15 protein-coding genes are annotated in these 15448 nt (G+C 67.9%); 2 read left to right on the forward strand and 13 right to left on the reverse strand.

Going from position 1 to position 15448, the window contains the following annotated elements; translation table 11 throughout:
- Positions 1-57 precede the first annotated feature (57 nt).
- The 4 genes from ABZS43_RS14785 to ABZS43_RS14800 form a co-directional block, all read right to left on the reverse strand.
- A complete protein-coding gene (locus tag ABZS43_RS14785) occupies positions 58-1077 on the reverse strand; it encodes a hypothetical protein (protein WP_355036381.1) in 1020 nt (339 codons plus the stop codon).
- Entirely contained in the window at positions 1070-2389 is a 1320-nt protein-coding gene (locus ABZS43_RS14790) for an ATP-binding protein (protein WP_355036382.1), read from the reverse strand. Before ABZS43_RS14790 ends, ABZS43_RS14785 begins: the two co-directional genes overlap by 8 nt.
- Positions 2353-3039 (reverse strand): response regulator transcription factor, encoded by a 687-nt coding sequence (locus ABZS43_RS14795; protein WP_355036417.1) that lies wholly within the window; start codon positions 3037-3039, stop codon positions 2353-2355. The genes ABZS43_RS14790 and ABZS43_RS14795 overlap by 37 nt, the downstream gene beginning before the upstream one ends.
- Before the next feature lie 342 nt (positions 3040-3381).
- Positions 3382-3804 (reverse strand): nuclear transport factor 2 family protein, encoded by a 423-nt coding sequence (locus ABZS43_RS14800; RefSeq protein WP_355036383.1) that lies wholly within the window; start codon positions 3802-3804, stop codon positions 3382-3384.
- Between the two features lie 175 nt (positions 3805-3979).
- On the opposite strand from ABZS43_RS14800, the gene ABZS43_RS14805 reads away from it, so the two are divergent.
- Positions 3980-4651: a TetR/AcrR family transcriptional regulator gene (locus ABZS43_RS14805; RefSeq protein ID WP_355036384.1), complete on the forward strand. Its 672-nt coding sequence runs from the start codon at positions 3980-3982 to the stop codon at positions 4649-4651.
- Between the two features lie 62 nt (positions 4652-4713).
- On the opposite strand, the gene ABZS43_RS14810 is transcribed toward ABZS43_RS14805, so the two are convergent.
- The 5 genes from ABZS43_RS14810 to ABZS43_RS14830 form a co-directional block, all read right to left on the reverse strand.
- The gene (locus ABZS43_RS14810; RefSeq protein WP_355036385.1) at positions 4714-5169 is read right to left on the reverse strand and encodes a flavodoxin family protein; all 456 of its coding nucleotides are present in this window, start codon (positions 5167-5169) and stop codon (positions 4714-4716) included.
- A 3-nt stretch (positions 5170-5172) separates the two neighbouring features.
- Positions 5173-5610, reverse strand: a complete 438-nt coding sequence (locus tag ABZS43_RS14815; RefSeq protein WP_355036418.1) for a hypothetical protein — start codon at positions 5608-5610, stop codon at positions 5173-5175.
- Positions 5611-5748: 138 nt separating this feature from the next.
- Positions 5749-6495 carry a 4-hydroxy-tetrahydrodipicolinate reductase gene (dapB, locus tag ABZS43_RS14820; protein WP_355036386.1) on the reverse strand — a complete coding sequence of 249 codons (747 nt, stop codon included), beginning with the start codon at positions 6493-6495 and terminating at the stop codon, positions 5749-5751.
- Between the two features lie 168 nt (positions 6496-6663).
- On the reverse strand, positions 6664-7767 hold the full coding sequence (locus tag ABZS43_RS14825) for an alcohol dehydrogenase catalytic domain-containing protein (protein WP_355036387.1): 1104 nt from the start codon (positions 7765-7767) through the stop codon (positions 6664-6666).
- A 70-nt stretch (positions 7768-7837) separates the two neighbouring features.
- A complete protein-coding gene (locus tag ABZS43_RS14830) occupies positions 7838-9070 on the reverse strand; it encodes an MFS transporter (RefSeq protein ID WP_355036388.1) in 1233 nt (410 codons plus the stop codon).
- A 94-nt stretch (positions 9071-9164) separates the two neighbouring features.
- Here ABZS43_RS14830 and ABZS43_RS14835 point away from each other — a divergent pair, with 94 nt between their 5' ends.
- Positions 9165-9563 (forward strand): helix-turn-helix domain-containing protein, encoded by a 399-nt coding sequence (locus tag ABZS43_RS14835; RefSeq protein WP_355036389.1) that lies wholly within the window; start codon positions 9165-9167, stop codon positions 9561-9563.
- A 48-nt stretch (positions 9564-9611) separates the two neighbouring features.
- Here ABZS43_RS14835 and ABZS43_RS14840 read toward each other — a convergent pair whose 3' ends face one another.
- From ABZS43_RS14840 to rpsO, 4 genes are all read right to left on the reverse strand, one after another.
- Positions 9612-10409, reverse strand: a complete 798-nt coding sequence (locus ABZS43_RS14840; protein ID WP_355036390.1) for a hypothetical protein — start codon at positions 10407-10409, stop codon at positions 9612-9614.
- A gap of 71 nt (positions 10410-10480) precedes the next feature.
- Positions 10481-11806 carry a pitrilysin family protein gene (locus tag ABZS43_RS14845; RefSeq protein ID WP_355036419.1) on the reverse strand — a complete coding sequence of 442 codons (1326 nt, stop codon included), beginning with the start codon at positions 11804-11806 and terminating at the stop codon, positions 10481-10483.
- Between the two features lie 74 nt (positions 11807-11880).
- Positions 11881-14196: a polyribonucleotide nucleotidyltransferase gene (locus tag ABZS43_RS14850; protein ID WP_355036391.1), complete on the reverse strand. Its 2316-nt coding sequence runs from the start codon at positions 14194-14196 to the stop codon at positions 11881-11883.
- A gap of 595 nt (positions 14197-14791) precedes the next feature.
- Positions 14792-15061: a 30S ribosomal protein S15 gene (gene rpsO / locus ABZS43_RS14855; protein ID WP_355036392.1), complete on the reverse strand. Its 270-nt coding sequence runs from the start codon at positions 15059-15061 to the stop codon at positions 14792-14794.
- Between the last annotated feature and the right edge of the window lie 387 nt (positions 15062-15448).

Consider the following 15448-nt stretch of genomic DNA (forward strand, 5'->3'; position numbering starts at 1 on the left):
AAGGATGCCACGGGGGTCCGACACGAACCGATCCGTCAGCCGTCGGAGGCGATCGGGTCAGGTTGTGACGGATACCTCACCCGCGGCGTCGATTTCGGTCCTTCGATCCGCCTCGGGGGCGTTCGCCAGCACGGTCGCGAGAATACGGCGGCCCATCGGCAGCACTCGCACCGTCACCGAGCCGGTATTCGCCGCGTCCAATTCCCGCGTCGCCGCCTCGATCACCCGCTGCCGCACCCAGCGCGGAACCCCGGCGAAACCGCCGTCGTCTAGCAGCACCACCTCGACCCCGCGCGAACGAGCGCCGCGGGCCGCACCGCTCAGTTCATCGGTGACCAGTTGCGGAGCGCGCAATCCGTCGCGCAATTCGGCCTCGAGCAGCCGGCACTGTTCGCGCTCGGACGCGGTCAGCTCGACGCCGTCGGCGATACGCTCCAGAATCGGCCGCGCGAGCTTGTCCAGTCGGGCCAGTTGGCGGTCCCGCTCCCCGTTCTCCGCGGCCATGGTCGCCTCGGCAGCCGCCCGCAGGGTCGCCTCCTCGCGCAACAGCCGCAGCGAACGCTGGGTGGGTCGCATGATGGCCGCGCACACCGAAACCCCCGCGACGGTCGCCACGGGAACGACCGATCCGGCGATAACACCGACCCGCAATCCGGCGGCGAGCCCGACCGCGCCGACCACCACCGCGATTCCCGCGACACCCAGCCAAGCCGCCCCCAGCCGCCCCCGCAACACGAGTACGGCGAGCACGTAGGAGGAGGCGAAGGCGGTCCACACCGGTTCGGCCCACCCCGTCTCGATGTCGAGGGTGGTCAGAATCGTCGCCACCGGACCCGACGCCGCGACGAAAACCGTCGCGGGCAGCGGCAGCGGATCGACCGGAATCACCAGGACGAGCACCCCGGCCGCGGTCAACAGCACGAGCGCGGTCGCGGCGGCGGGAAACGGCGCGACCTCGAAGTTGCGGATCATGTACAGCACGATCGTCACCTCGAGCACGATCAGGAACAACCATGCCGCCCGATCCCGCAGCCCGAGCAGATCCCGCAGCCCGAAATCGGTATCGGTATCAGCCATCGCCACCCCACACCAGGGTCACCGTCGTGCCCTCCCCCGGACTCGACTCGACGAAACCCGCACCGCCCGCCAATTGCCGCATCCGGCCGAGAATGCTCACCGAGATGCCGAGCCGATCGGCGGGCACCCGGCTCAGATCGAAACCCGCGCCGTCGTCACGGAACGCCACGCGGATACCGCCCGCGCTGACGGTCACCGTGACGCCGCGCTGCACCGCCCGGCCCGGGACAGTGGCGTGGCGCAGACTGTTGCGCACCGTCTCGGCCAGCGCGGCGGCGATACTGCCCGCCGCGTGCACCGGCAGTCGCAGATCGTCGAAACCCGCCCAGCGTCGCGCGGTGAATCCGATACCGGGATTCACCTCGTGCACCGCGGCGCGCAGGAAGTGAATGGCCGACTGGGCATTGAGCAGATCCGGTTCGATATCGGTGCCGCGCGCCGCGTCGAGTTGGGTCAGCGTGCGCTCGGCCTGTCTGCGCAATACCGGCGATTCGGTGCCCGCGCGGGAGGCGTCGAGCAGCGTCGACAGCACCGCGTCGTGGATGAGTGCGGCGAAACGCGCGCGTTCCCGATCCCTGGCCGCCGCGCCCGCCGCGGTCGCCGCTCTACTGCCGGCGATCGCGGACTCCCTGTCCACGCGCGCCGCCGCCGCCCTGGCGTAGATCGCGCACCACAGGAACAACGCGCACAGACCCGCCGCCCTGGCGAAATCGCCGAACAGCGACCAGTAGTCACCCTGCGGGAGAACAACCCGGTTGGCCACGGCGGCGACCACCGAACCCACGACCACGTAACCGATGGCGGGCGGCGGACGCCACGCCAGTGCGGCGGCGAGCACACCGAGCGCGAAAACCCGGTACAGCCACAACGACGTGGTGTGGGTCGGCATTTCTCGATAGACGAGGGGCGCGAGCGCCACGGCGAGCAGGTAACTCACCGCCGCGCCCGCGGCGACGGCCTGGATCGCGGCTCTGCTCATCCCGATCGAGACCACGGCGAGCACCGGGAAAAGGCCGAACGCCAGCGCCGCGATCACGATCGTCCATCCGATCGGCGTGTACAGGCTCTGATCGATGATCTCGGGAATCTCGACCACCCCGGCGATCACACCCGCCAGCCCGAACGTCGATCCGAGCCTGCGCAGAATCCGGTCCGCGGCGGCCTCGTTCTTGGTGCGGTCCAACACCGCGACGTAACGCCGCCACCGTGCGACCGGCACCGGATCGGCCGAGGCCGCACTCGGCGCGACCGCGGTGTCCAGCGTGCCGATCACCGTCATCCGCGCGGGTGCCGCTCGGGAACCGGTAGCCACCCGTCCTCGACGGCCCGCTTGTAGAGGTCGGTTTTGGTGGGTGCGGGCCGACCGGCGTCAGCGTATTTCTGCCGGATGCGTCCGAGGTAGTCGTTGACCGTCTGCTCCGACAATCCGGTCAGTCGCGCCACCCTCGAGGCCTTCTCGCCGGAGGCGTACAGGGTCAGCACCTCCTCCTGACGCGGGCTCAGGCCCACGTCGGACAGCTGCGGATCGCCATCGATGGCGGCGGCCCAATCGGTGGTGACCACCTGTTCGCCGGAAGCGGCGCGGCGCACGGCCTCGACCACCGTCACGACATCCTCGGATTTGCGCACCACGCCGAGCACCCCGGCGCGGGCGGCGGCGCGGACCAGGAAGGCATTGTCCGCGCCGGTGAAAACCAGCACCTCGACACCGCGCGCCCGCAGCGCCCGCACGTTGTCCTCCGGCGATGACCCGTCGGCCAGCCGCAGATCCAGCACCACCAGATCCGGTGTGGCCACACCGGATTCGACCGCGGCCAGCAACTCCGGCACGGTTCCCGCGGTCAGCACCAGATCCAGATCCGGTTCCGGCGACAGCATCGCGGCCAGTCCGATCGCGACGGATTCGTGGTCTTCGACCAGCCCGATCCGTCGCGGTGCGCGCTCGCCCCCTTCGGCCAACATCACCTCGGCACTCCCATCCAGAGCAACTCGATCCACAGCCCACCGCTCCAACGTCATCTCGCAGTATGACGGGCAGGCGCGGTCGATGGTCAGACACCAGAAATCGGGGGTGTTCGCCGGAGTATCGCCGCCGAGCGCTCTCACGGCATAAGCGACACGGCGACGATCGCAACTGGCGGGTTGTTCTGGAGGATCTTCGCTTCGGTGTGCCTCCGCTGCTGCCGAGGTGCAACATCCACTACCGGCTGCTGACCGCCGAACGCGCCTGGCGGCCCTCGGCGATATCCGCTGGGGGCCGCGCTGTCGTTGTAGGGCCTCGCGGTCCAGATGCGCGGCCGGTGGTCAATGCTGTGGTCCGGCGGTGGGTTCGGTGATGTCCATCCGGAGGCGGGTCAGCGCCGAGGACTTGATACGCCAAGTGCCGTCGGCCTTTTCGTATGTTTCGTGGTAGTGACCGAAGCCGGTCAATTCTCGGCCGTCGGCAAATCGAACCCGGTCTTCCATAGCCCAGATTCCGGTGGCCGTGGTGGCCGCGTCGAGGGTGATCTCCGGGGTATGGCAGTGGTGCACGGTGAGGTAATCGGCGAGTTGGGTGCTCAGATAGTCGATGAAGGTGTCCCCGCCGGTGATGCGGCTACCGCCGGATCCGGTGGCGTCGATCACGACATCGTCGGCGAATACGTGACGCATGCCCGACCAATCCTTGGTATCCAGCAAACGACAGTAACGGGCCTTCAGCTGTTTGATCGCTTCGATGTCGTCCATATCGGATACTCGCTTCCTGGTGTCGGCCGCGAGGCCGGTACCCGGCCGCGGCAGTAGGTGGTACCGCACGAGCCCGATCGGCGGCCACACCGACGAAGCTAAGTCATTAGTTATACACGCGTCAACAACTAACCAAGCCGGATGATGCTTGGTAAAGCACTGTTACAGTTCATCTATGACCAAGCCTGCGAAGGTATCCGGTACTGACAAACGTCAGCGCCGAGTGTCATACCAGCGGGCAGGGTCACGCGAAACCAAAGCAGCACTCGCCCAGGCCGCCCTGGCGCTGTGGCGCACGAACGGATACGCCTCGACCACGGTCGCCGACATCTGCAAAGCCGCAGGCGTCTCCCGTGCGTTGTTCTACTTCTATTTCCCCGGCAAGGAAGATCTGCTGTTCGAAGTCGGAGTGTTGTCCACCCACACGACTCGCCAGCACGTTCGAGCACTGGTCGAGGTTCCCTACGAGCTGGAATCGGTCATCTTCGAGGCACTCGACTCCCTGGGCCGATCGATGTCGCGCAATCCGCCCGAGCTGATCGTCGAGACCGTCCTGGAAGGATATCGGCGCCAGCGCCCGGACACGATCAGTCCCGAGGACGGACTGCTCCACAATCTGTTCACCAAGGCCAAGGAAGACGGCAAAATCGCAGGTCACGTCGAAATCGGCCACCTGTCACGCTTAGCGCAGATCCTGATCACCGAAGGCGCGCGGCACTGGGCGACGGGCGCGTACGGGAGCCGGTCCTTCGCCGATGCCGTCACTGCGGACATTTGTGTGCTCGTCGCGGGCTTCAACCATCCACCGCCGGACAACGGAAGTTCCGCTGTATCGACCTCGAACTGATCCACCGACCGAGCCGCGATGCCAGTGCTATACGGATGCGGCTTCGCGACGTCGCCAACGACTCACCCCTCCATCAATTGAGCAGCGACCGTCGCGCCGAGTTCCCAGCAGGCATCGAGGTCGCTCTTGGTCGGCTTGCCCGACACCACCACGTAGTCAGCGGCTTTCACCCACCCCAGCCCGGTCGTGATGGAGGTGACGCCCCGCTCGGCCCCCTCGGTGCCTTCGTTGCCGTGTAGGTAGAGGCCGAACGGTCGCCCGCGCGTCGAATCGAGGCACGGATAGTAGATGACATCGAATGCGTGCTTGAGGCCGCCGCTCATGTATCCGAGGTTGGCCGGGGTGCCGAGCAGGAATCCGTCGGCTTCCAGCACGTCGGTCGGCGACACCGCGAGCGCGGCCCGGCGCATGACCTCGACGCCCTCGATCTCCGGGTCCGTCGCCCCGGAAACCACGGCCTCGAACATCGCCTGCATGAACGGCGAGGGCGTGTGGTGGATGATCAGCAGCCGGGCCATCGCCTAGCCTTCACGCTCGAGGCGTTCCAGGGCGACCGCGCGGCGCATGGTGTCGCGGGCGCGCCTGCGATCACCGGCGTAGTCGTAGGCGCGGGCCAGCCGGTAGGAGACGCGCCAGTTGTCGGGATCGGCCTCCCACTCCCGCTTGATCCGATCGAACAGCTCGTCGGCCGCCGCCCGTTCGATCCGCCCGGAAGGACGGACCGGCAGCTGCGAGACGTCGACCTCCATACCTTCCTCGTGTGCCCGGCGAGCCAATCGCTGATGGTCGAGGGCGGCGCGGACCGAGGCCGAGACGATCCACACCCCGACCAGGGGCAGGATCAGCACGCCGATACCGATGCCGATCGCGGCGATACCGCCGGAACCGATCAGGCTCACCGCGATCCGGCCGAGCAGCAGGAAGTAGAAGCCGAGGACCAGCACCATGGCAGCGATCATCCCGACGACGACGCGGACTCCCTTGCCGCCGGAATCGTTCGGCCCCGAATCCGCGGCGTCAGCGCCCCGCTGATCAGCCACGACCGCACCCCGCCGAGGAGGTGCGCGCGGTGCGGTCCACCGTGCCGATTCGCCGGATCACAGGTCCAGGAAGGGGTCGAGACCGACGGTCAGCCCTGGACGTTTCGCGATCTCGCGCACACCGAGCAGGACGCCGGGGGCGAAGGAGGCGCGATCGATGGAATCGTGGCGAATGGTCAACGTCTCGCCCTGGGTGCCGAACAGCACCTCCTGGTGCGCGACCAGTCCGGCAAGACGCACCGAATGCACCCGCACACCGTCCACGTCGGCGCCCCTCGCCCCGTCGAGTTCGGTACTGGTCGCATCGGGACCGAGGCCGACACCGGCACGCTTGCGCGCCTCGGCGACCAGTCCCGCGGTGCGGTACGCGGTGCCGGAGGGCGCATCGGCCTTGTTCGGGTGGTGCAATTCGATGATCTCGACCGATTCGAAGAATCGGGCCGCCTGCTCGGCGAAACGCATGGACAACACCGCCCCGATGGCGAAATTCGGCGCGATGAGCACACCGGTCTCCGGGCGGTCGGCCAGCCAACCACGCACCTCGTCCAGCCGATCGGCGTCGAATCCGGTGGTGCCGACCACCGCGTGAATGCCATGTTCGACCAGGTATCGCAGGTTCCCCATGACGACGTCGGGGTGGGTGAAGTCGACGACCACCTCGGCCTCGGATTCGGCGAACGTCTCCAGCGCGTCGTCCTTGTCGACGGTGGCGACCAGTTCCAGATCGGCCGCGGCCCGCACCGCAGCGCAGATCGCCTGACCGACTTTCCCTTGTGCTCCCAGCACTCCGACCCGAATGGTCACCGCACCTCCTCTTTCGCTGACGTGACCTCAGCCTAATTGGGCACGGTGCGTCTTCGGCTGCCGCCCTTCGGTGATTCGCCACGCGGTGATTCGCCACGCGGTGATTCGCCACGCGGTGATCCACCGCGCGCACACGAACACGGCGGATCCCGATCCGAGCGGTCCGGCTCAGTCGAAGACGATCACCTGGCGCAACGCGTGACCCGCGGCGAGTTCGTCCATGGCGTGATTGATCTGCTCGAGCCCGATATGCGAGGACACCAGGCGCTCGACCGGCAGTCTGCCCTCGCGCCACATGCGGACGTATTCGGGGATATCCCGCGACGGCACCGCCGACCCCAGGTAGCTGCCGACGATCGAACGTCCCTGAGCGACCAGGGCCAACGGGGAAATACTCGCCATCGCGTCGGGTGCGGGCAGGCCGACGGTGACGGTGGTGCCGCCGGGTGCGGTCGCGGCGACCGCGGTCTCGAAGGCCCGGATATTGCCCGCGGCCTCGACGACGATCTCCGCCTGCACGCCGCGCTCGGCGAGTTCCGCCGGGGTGTAGGCGGCGGTCGCGCCGAGTTCCTTTGCCAGCGCGAGCTTTTCGGGCACGGTGTCGACGGCGATCACCTCACCGCCGAGTGAGACGCCGACCAGCACCGCCGCCATCCCGACTCCGCCGAGCCCGACCACCATCACCCGGTCACCGGGGCCGGGCGACGCCGAATTCAGCAGGGCCCCACCTCCGGTGAGCACCGCGCAGCCGAGGACCGCCGCCACCTCCGGCGGCACATCGTCATCGACGGGAACCACCGAGCGCCGGTCGACCACCGCGTGCGTCGCGAACGCGGATACGCCGAGGTGGTGATGGACCGGTGTGCCGTCGCGGCGTAACCTTCTCCCGCCGTTCAACAGCTCACCGGCATTGTTCGACACACTGCCAGTACCGCACGGTGTACGTCCGTTACTCGCACAGCCCGCGCATTCGCCGCAGCGCGGCAGGAACGTCATCACGACCCGCTGACCGACGGCGATATCGCTGTCGCCCGGCCCGACCGCCTCGACCCGACCGGCCGCCTCGTGCCCGAGCAGCATCGGCACCGGGCGTACCCGATTACCGTCCACCACGGACAGATCCGAATGGCACAGCCCGGCCGCCTCGATACGAATCAACAACTCACCGGGCCCCGGATCACCGAGCTCCAGATCGCATATCCGGATCGGCGTCGAATCGGCGAACGGCGCGGGCGCCGCGATCCGCTCCAGAACCGCACCACGAATCCTCATTCCCGCGACGCTACCGCGCGAGGGTGACGCGCGAGCCGACACCGTCGAAGTGACGATCTCGGACCGCTGATCAGACGCCGGCTCGCGGGTCGTCCGCCGGTGCGACCCGCCGATCGCGTCGCAGCCCGAGTCCGGCCGCGATCAGGCAGGCGAGTGCCACCACGCCGACGAACCAGGGGAATACCGTCCGCAGCCCCCAGGTGGTCGCCGCCCAGCCAGCGAGAATCGTCGGCAACGCCATGGCCGTGTACGCCAGCAGGTAGTAGGCCGACATCGTCTCGCCCCGCTTGTGGTGTGGAACCACATCCGACAGGTGGCGCAGTGAGCCGCCGAACCCCAGGCCGAAGGTCGCGCCGAGGACGACACCCGCGGCCAGCACCACGAAGCCGTTGTGGGTGCCGAGCGCCGGAATCGTGAGCAGCAATGCGACAGCCATGCCGGTATCGCCCACGATCGCGGCCAAGCGAGCCGGCACCCGCGTAGCGACGATCTGCACCGCCGCGCCCGCGATCGCGGTGGAGGCGACGACCGCTGCGCCGAAGACGAGATTGTGGATGCCGGTCTGTTGCGCGGCCAACGAGGGGTACAGCGACAGCAGCACGCCCAGTACCGACCAGGCCGCCATGACCCCGATCGCGGAGAACCAGAAATCAGCCCGAATCTCCTGCGGAACAGCGGGTCTGGCGAACCGGATCGGCCCCGACACCCGGGCCGCGTGCGGTTCGCGCAGCGCCAGCACACCGACTCCGATGACCAGGCAGAGCACCGTGACCACCACATACGGCGTTCGCAGCGGATAGGGCGCGTACTGCGCGAGCAGCGCGGAGCCCAGAATAGCCACGGCCATACCGATATTGAACGCGACCCCGCTGAGCTGTCCCGACCGCGCGCCCCGGTGCGGGCGCAGATCCAGCAGCGCCGCCGCGCCCGAGACCACGGTCGCGCCGACCGCGATCCCGTGTAGGGCCCTGGCCAGCAACAACATCGGCACCGAATCGGCGAGCACGAAGACGACCAGTCCGGCGATCATGGTGGCGAACGCGCCGAGCAGTACCGGTTTGCGCCCGACCACGTCGGAGATACGGCCGGATACCAGCACCGCGCCGAGCGCTGCGAACGCGTAGACCGCGAACACGATGGTGGTGGTGAGCGGCGAGAGGCGCCATTGGGTCTCGTAGATGCCGTAGAGCGGCGCGGGTACCCCGGAGACGCCGAGGGCGACGCCGGTCGCGGCGAGCACCAGTGCGTAGGCCCATCGCTGCGTGGTCTGCCCTTCGGCGGGTACCACCGCAGTTGCTGTCATGGACAACTCCGATCAGGTAGGTTTGATGACGATCGAACCAGACTCGACCATACAGCCGGTTCGAAGGTCATCAAACTCCCGAGTGAGGTAGATCATGAGCGATGCTAATGAAAAAGCTCCTCCGGTCGCGCCGCTACCCACCGTCCTGGCCGCTCTACAGGATCCTGTCCGGCTGGAGATGGTGCGTCGACTGAGCAATGCGGGCACCGCCGTGCGTTGTGCCGCGCTCTACGAAGTCATCAACAAATCCACCGCGACCCATCACTTCAAGATCCTGCGCGAGGCCGGGGTCGTCGAGCGGCTGCTCATCGACGGTCAGACCTGTCAGCGGCTGCGCACCGACGACCTCGACCGGGCGCTTCCCGGTGTGCTGCCCGCGATCATCGACGCCGCGAACCGGGCTGATATCCACCGAACCGACACCGACCGAACCAACGCCGAGCGAACCAACGCCCGGTCGAACGGCTGTCCGGCGGGCAGCTCTCGGCGCTGACGATCGAACGTCGCGAAATTCCGTGGTCCCGGTGCGCGCCGTCCGTCCTCAGCGATCGCCCGGAGGTGGCGGCGGCGTAGTGGGCACCGTGACTCGGAACGACGGCATCGTGGGCAGCGGCTTCGGGGTGAATCGCGGGACGCTCGGACGCGGCAGACGTTCCGCACTGCGGAACGGTTCCGACATCACCTCGTGCGCGCCCCACCACAACCCGCCACATACGACCGCGATCGGCACGGCGGCGACGAGCACCGGAATCCATCGCACCCGCCGAGGCAGATCGGCGCACAGCGCGATCAGCGTTTCCAGTAGCAACGTGAGCGCGATGACGCACAGCACGGTGACCAGCACCCAGAACGCCGCGGGCTGTCGCGACCAGTGCCACAGCACGACGATCACGCCGAGCCCGAGCGCCGCGCCGACCGTCACGATCACGAAGGCGAGCGCGAGCAGCGCGTCCAGGTCGTGCGGTTCGAGCCGGACCGCCAGGCGCGCGTGCCGTAGCGCGTCGTCGTGGCGGTAGAACACGTCGTAGGTCAGGGCCGCGGTGACGTGCGGACCCGCCAGGTGCGGCGCCACCGCGATCGCCTGACCGGCGTAGCGCAGCGCATCGTCGAAACGCCGCGGCGAGTAGCTGACATCGGCGATCTCCGCCAGCAGGGTCGGATCCTGCGGCGCTCGCACGAGCGCCGCTCCGAGCAACTCGCGCGCCTGCTCCGGCCGCCCCACATCCCTGGCCACGCGCGCCCGCGCGACTACGGCGTCGACCTGCTGCACAACTCCCCCGGTGACATTCCTCGGATACGCGCGCGGCACGGTGACCAGCACCGCGCGAACACGGCCCACCGCGTGCGCCCCGCCGTATCCCCTTCAGCGAACGGGTATTACGGGAACGCCGCGGGAGAACGCCCGGGGGATCAGTGCTCGACCAACCGCCGAACCGCGGCGGGCAGTTCCCGCGTCCGCCGGTACGGTCCCGCGACCGAGGCCGCGAAGGGCCGGGAGAGCAGGGTTTTCGCGATCGCCGTCACCTCGTGGGTGGTCACCGCGTCGATACGTGCCAGGGTGTCGGAGACACTGCGGTGGTTACCGTAGCTCAGTTCGCTGCGGCCGATGCGATTCATCCTGGACGCGGAATCCTCGAGGCCAAGTACCAATCCCCCGCGCAGCGAACCCTTGGCGCGGGCGCATTCGGCGTCGGTGATGCCGTCGGCCGCGACCTCCTCCAGCACGCCGCGGGCGAGTGCCGCCACCCGGCCCAGATTCTCGGGCTGGCAACCGATGTAGACCGAGAACGCGCCGGTGTCGGCGAAGGTGTCGACGCTGGAGTACACCGAGTACGCCAACCCTCGTTCCTCCCGGATCCGTTGGAACAGGCGAGAACTCAGCCCGCCGCCGATCACGGTGTTGAGCACCGACAGCGGCCAGCGCCGCTCGCCCTCGTGCCTGCCGAACGCCCGTACGCCGAAGGCGAGATGCGCCTGTTCGCTGTCGCGATGAGTCCACTGCAATTCGGGCGCGCCCTGCGGCCGGAACCGGCCCTCACGCCGACGAGCGGGTTCGGCCGACAGGTCGAGCCGATTCTCGAATGCCCGGTGCACCAACTCGACGGTGTGATCGTGTTCGACATTGCCCGCCACCGCGACGACCATCCGATCCGGCCGGTAACGCCGCAGATGGAACGAGCGCAATTGCCCGGCGTGCATGGATTCGATGGATTCGACCGAACCGATCACCGGCCGGCCGATCGGATGATCGCCGAACAGCGCCGACAGGAACGCGTCGCCGACCAGATCCTCGGGATCGTCGTCACGCATGGCGATCTCTTCGAGCACCACCTGGCGTTCGACATCCACATCCGCCGAACGGCACAGTCCGTTGAGCACCACATCGGAGACCAGATCGACGGCCAGCGGCAGATCCTCGTCGAGGACATGGGCGTAGTAGCAGGTCTGTTCCTTCGCGGTGAACGCGTTGAGCTCCCCGCCGACCGCATCCATCGACTCGGCGATATCGAGCGCCGAACGCGTCGGAGTCGCCTTGAACAGCAGATGTTCCAGGAAATGCGCCGCACCCGCGACGGTGGGGCCCTCATCGCGCGAACCGACACCGACCCACACTCCGATGGAGGCGGAACGGACGCCGGGCACATGCTCGGTGACCACCCGCAGGCCGCCGGGAAGCACGGTGCGCCGCACCCCGGTGTCCTCGCCGACGGAACGCACCGAATCATCGGATCGCAGCTGTAGTGACGAACCCCCCTGCTCGTCGTGGAGCAGAGGGGTTGCCGTTTTCTTCTTCGTCACAGAGACAAGTACTACTCGGTCCCGCCGACGCCCGCATCAACGGTTTCCGCGGCGGCAGGCTCGTCCGCGGTCTCGTCGACAGGCACCAGGGAAATCTTGCCGCGATTGTCGATATCGGCGATCTCGACGCGCAGCTTGTCTCCGACGTTCACCACGTCCTCGACCTTGGCGACACGCTTGCCGTTGCCGAGTTTCGAGATGTGGACCAGACCGTCGCGACCGGGCAGCAGCGAGACGAACGCGCCGAAGGCAGTGGTCTTGACGACCGTGCCGAGGAAACGCTCGCCGACCTTCGGCAACTGCGGGTTGGCGATGGCGTTGATCGCGTCGATCGCGGCCTGCGCCGACGGGCCGTCGGTCGCGCCGACGAAAACCGTGCCGTCGTCCTCGATGGAGATGTTGGCGCCGGTCTCCTCGGTGATCTGGTTGATCACCTTGCCCTTGGGGCCGATGACCTCGCCGATCTTGTCGACCGGGATCTTGATCGCGGTGACGCGCGGCGCGTACGGGCTCATCTCGTCCGGGGTGGCGATGGCCTCGGCCATCACGTCCAGGATGGTGGTGCGCGCGTCGTGCGCCTGGCTCAGCGCACCGGCCAGCACCTGCGAGGGGATGCCGTCCAGCTTGGTGTCCAACTGCAGCGCGGTGACGAAATCACGGGTGCCGGCGACCTTGAAGTCCATATCGCCGAAAGCGTCCTCGGCGCCGAGGATGTCGGTCAGCGCGACGTAGCGGATCTCGTCTTCGCCCTTGTCGTTGGTCACGGTGTCGGAGACCAGACCCATCGCGATACCGGCGACCGGCGCCTTGAGCGGCACACCGGCGTTCAGCAGCGACAGGGTGGAGGCGCAGACCGAACCCATCGAGGTGGAACCGTTGGAGCTCAACGCCTCCGAGACCTGACGGATGGCGTACGGGAACTCCTCCTGGCTCGGCAGCACCGGCATCAGCGCCCGCTCGGCCAGCGCGCCGTGACCGATCTCGCGACGCTTGGGCGAACCGACGCGACCGGTCTCACCGGTGGAGTACGGCGGGAAGTTGTAGTGGTGCATGTAGCGCTTGGAGGTCTCCGGGCCGAGCGAATCGACCTGCTGCGCCATCTTCACCATGTCGAGGGTGGTGACGCCGAGGATCTGGGTCTCGCCACGCTCGAACAGCGCCGAACCGTGGGCGCGCGGAACCACCGCGACCTCGGCGGACAGCGCGCGGATATCGGCCAGACCGCGACCGTCGATGCGGAAGCCGTCGGTCAGGATGCGCTGGCGCACAAGCTTCTTGGTGACCGAGCGGAACGCGGCGCCCAGTTCCTTCTCGCGGCCTGTGAAATCGTCGCCGAGGCGCGAGAGCACCTCGAGTTTGATCTCATCGATCTTCGCCTCGCGCGTCTGCTTGTCGGCGATGCTCAGCGCTTCGTTCAGCTCACGCTTGGCCGTACCCTCCACAGCCTCGAACACGTCGGGGCCGTACGGCGGAAACAGCGGGAATTCTCCGGTCGGCTTGGCGGCCAGCTCGGCGAGGTCGGCCTGCGCGCGGCAGAGCCTGGCGATGAACGGCTTGGCGGCCTCGAGGCCCTCGGCCACCACGGCCTCGGTCGGCGCCTGCGCGCCGCCCTCGATCAGCGCGATGACCTTGTCGGTGGCCTCCGCCTCGACCATCATGATCGCGACATCGCCGGATTCGACGACGCGGCCCGCGACGACCATGTCGAACACGGCGCCCTCGAGCTGCTCGACGGTCGGGAACGCGACCCACTGGCCGCCGCGCGCGGAGCCTGCGGAGTGCGCATCATGGTCGGGAATCAGCGCGACACGGACGCCACCGACCGGACCGGAGAACGGCAGACCCGCGAACTGGGTGGACGCGGACGCGGCGTTGATCGCGACCACGTCGTACAGGTCGTTGGGATCGAGGCTCATGACCGTGACCACGACCTGGATCTCGTTGCGCAGGCCGTCGACGAAGGACGGACGCAGCGGACGGTCGATCAGGCGGCAGGTGAGGATCGCGTCGGTGGAGGGGCGGCCCTCGCGACGGAAGAACGAGCCGGGTATGCGGCCCGCGGCGTACATGCGCTCTTCGACGTCCACCGTCAGCGGGAAGAAGTCGAACTGTTCTTTCGGATGCTTGCCCGCCGTGGTGGCCGACAGCAGCATGGTCTCGTCGTCCAGGTAGGCGACGACGGATCCGGCGGCCTGGCGAGCCAGACGGCCGGTCTCGAAGCGAACGGTGCGGGTGCCGTAGCTGCCGTTGTCGATCAGGGCGACGGATTCGAATACACCGGGTTCGACCTCGATGGCCGTGGACTTGCGTTCAGTTGTTTCGGACATTCTCTTCTCTCAACCTCTCGTCTCGCCGGGTCCAGCGCACCCTCGTGAATGCGACCCGGCTGTCGTCAGCCGTACCGGATACGGACGCGCGGCAACCACCTGGTCGCGACGCGCACACCCGGCCGTTTCCCCTTGGAAGCGGCGACGCGGAGGCGGTCATCGATCGAAGCCCGTCGGGACAACCGAGGAGCCACTACCGAAGACCGACGCCACGCGACGGGTGCCTACGGCTGTGTTGTCGATGTACGGGGGCGTGCCGTTGCGACGACCGTTTACGCGAACGCCACGGCGAGCCAACCCCACATACACAAATAGCCAACGGGGTGATTGTACGTCTCCCCGTCGGCCGTGTTACCAACGCCTCGGCGGCAGCGTGGCGCAGCCCCATCGACACAAGTCAGGAAAAGCGCCGACCTGCGAGTCTTCAGTCCGCCCGCACCACACCCGACCCCGCCCGGAGCGGGTCTTACGAGCGACCCGTTCGCGGCCCGTCTCGCGTGCGAGTGGTCGAAGCGCATGCGCCGAAGGCGCGAGTCTCGACCACTCGCACGCGAGACAAAGGGGGGCCGCGAACCCGCGGCCCCGGCCGCCGAGATTACCGCCTGAGGCCGAGGCGCTCGATCAGCGTGCGGTAGCGCTCGATGTCGTTGGCCTGCAGGTACTTCGAGAGCCGACGGCGACGGCCGATCAGGGCCAGCAGACCGTGGCGGGTGTGGTGGTCGTGCTTGTGAACCTTGAGGTGCTCGGTCAGGTCCGAGATGCGCTTGGAAAGCAGCGCGATCTGCGCCTCGGGCGAACCGGTGTCCGTTTCGTGCAGGCCGTATTCCTTGAGAATGGCCGACTTCTGCTCGGTGGTCAACGCCATGCGGCATCCACTCCTATTTTCAGTTCCGCGCTCGATTTTCCGGAATTCCGGGAGGGCGCCACCGCGGACCGCAGCAAACCCGAGGAGCCAGCCTACCCGACCCCCGTAGACGCACCGCATCGGGTGCTCACCCGCCCCGCGCGCATCGCGTTCCGGCAATCCCACGGACGACCCAAGCCCACCGGCCCCCGAGATAACCGAACAAGCGCGAGTCTTTCTTACAAGCGCCCGGCTCGAGGCTATCGAAACAGGCGAGCTGACGGACCTGCGGGCCCACCCACGGCGCGAGTCTTACGAGCGCCCGTTCGCGGCCCGTCTCGCGTCCGAGTGGTCGAAGCGCATGCGCCGAAGGCGCAAGTCTCGACCACTCGGACGCGAGACAAACGG

This window comes from Nocardia sp. NPDC005366 (assembly GCF_040606855.1).
Taxonomy (GTDB): Bacteria; Actinomycetota; Actinomycetes; order Mycobacteriales; family Mycobacteriaceae; genus Nocardia.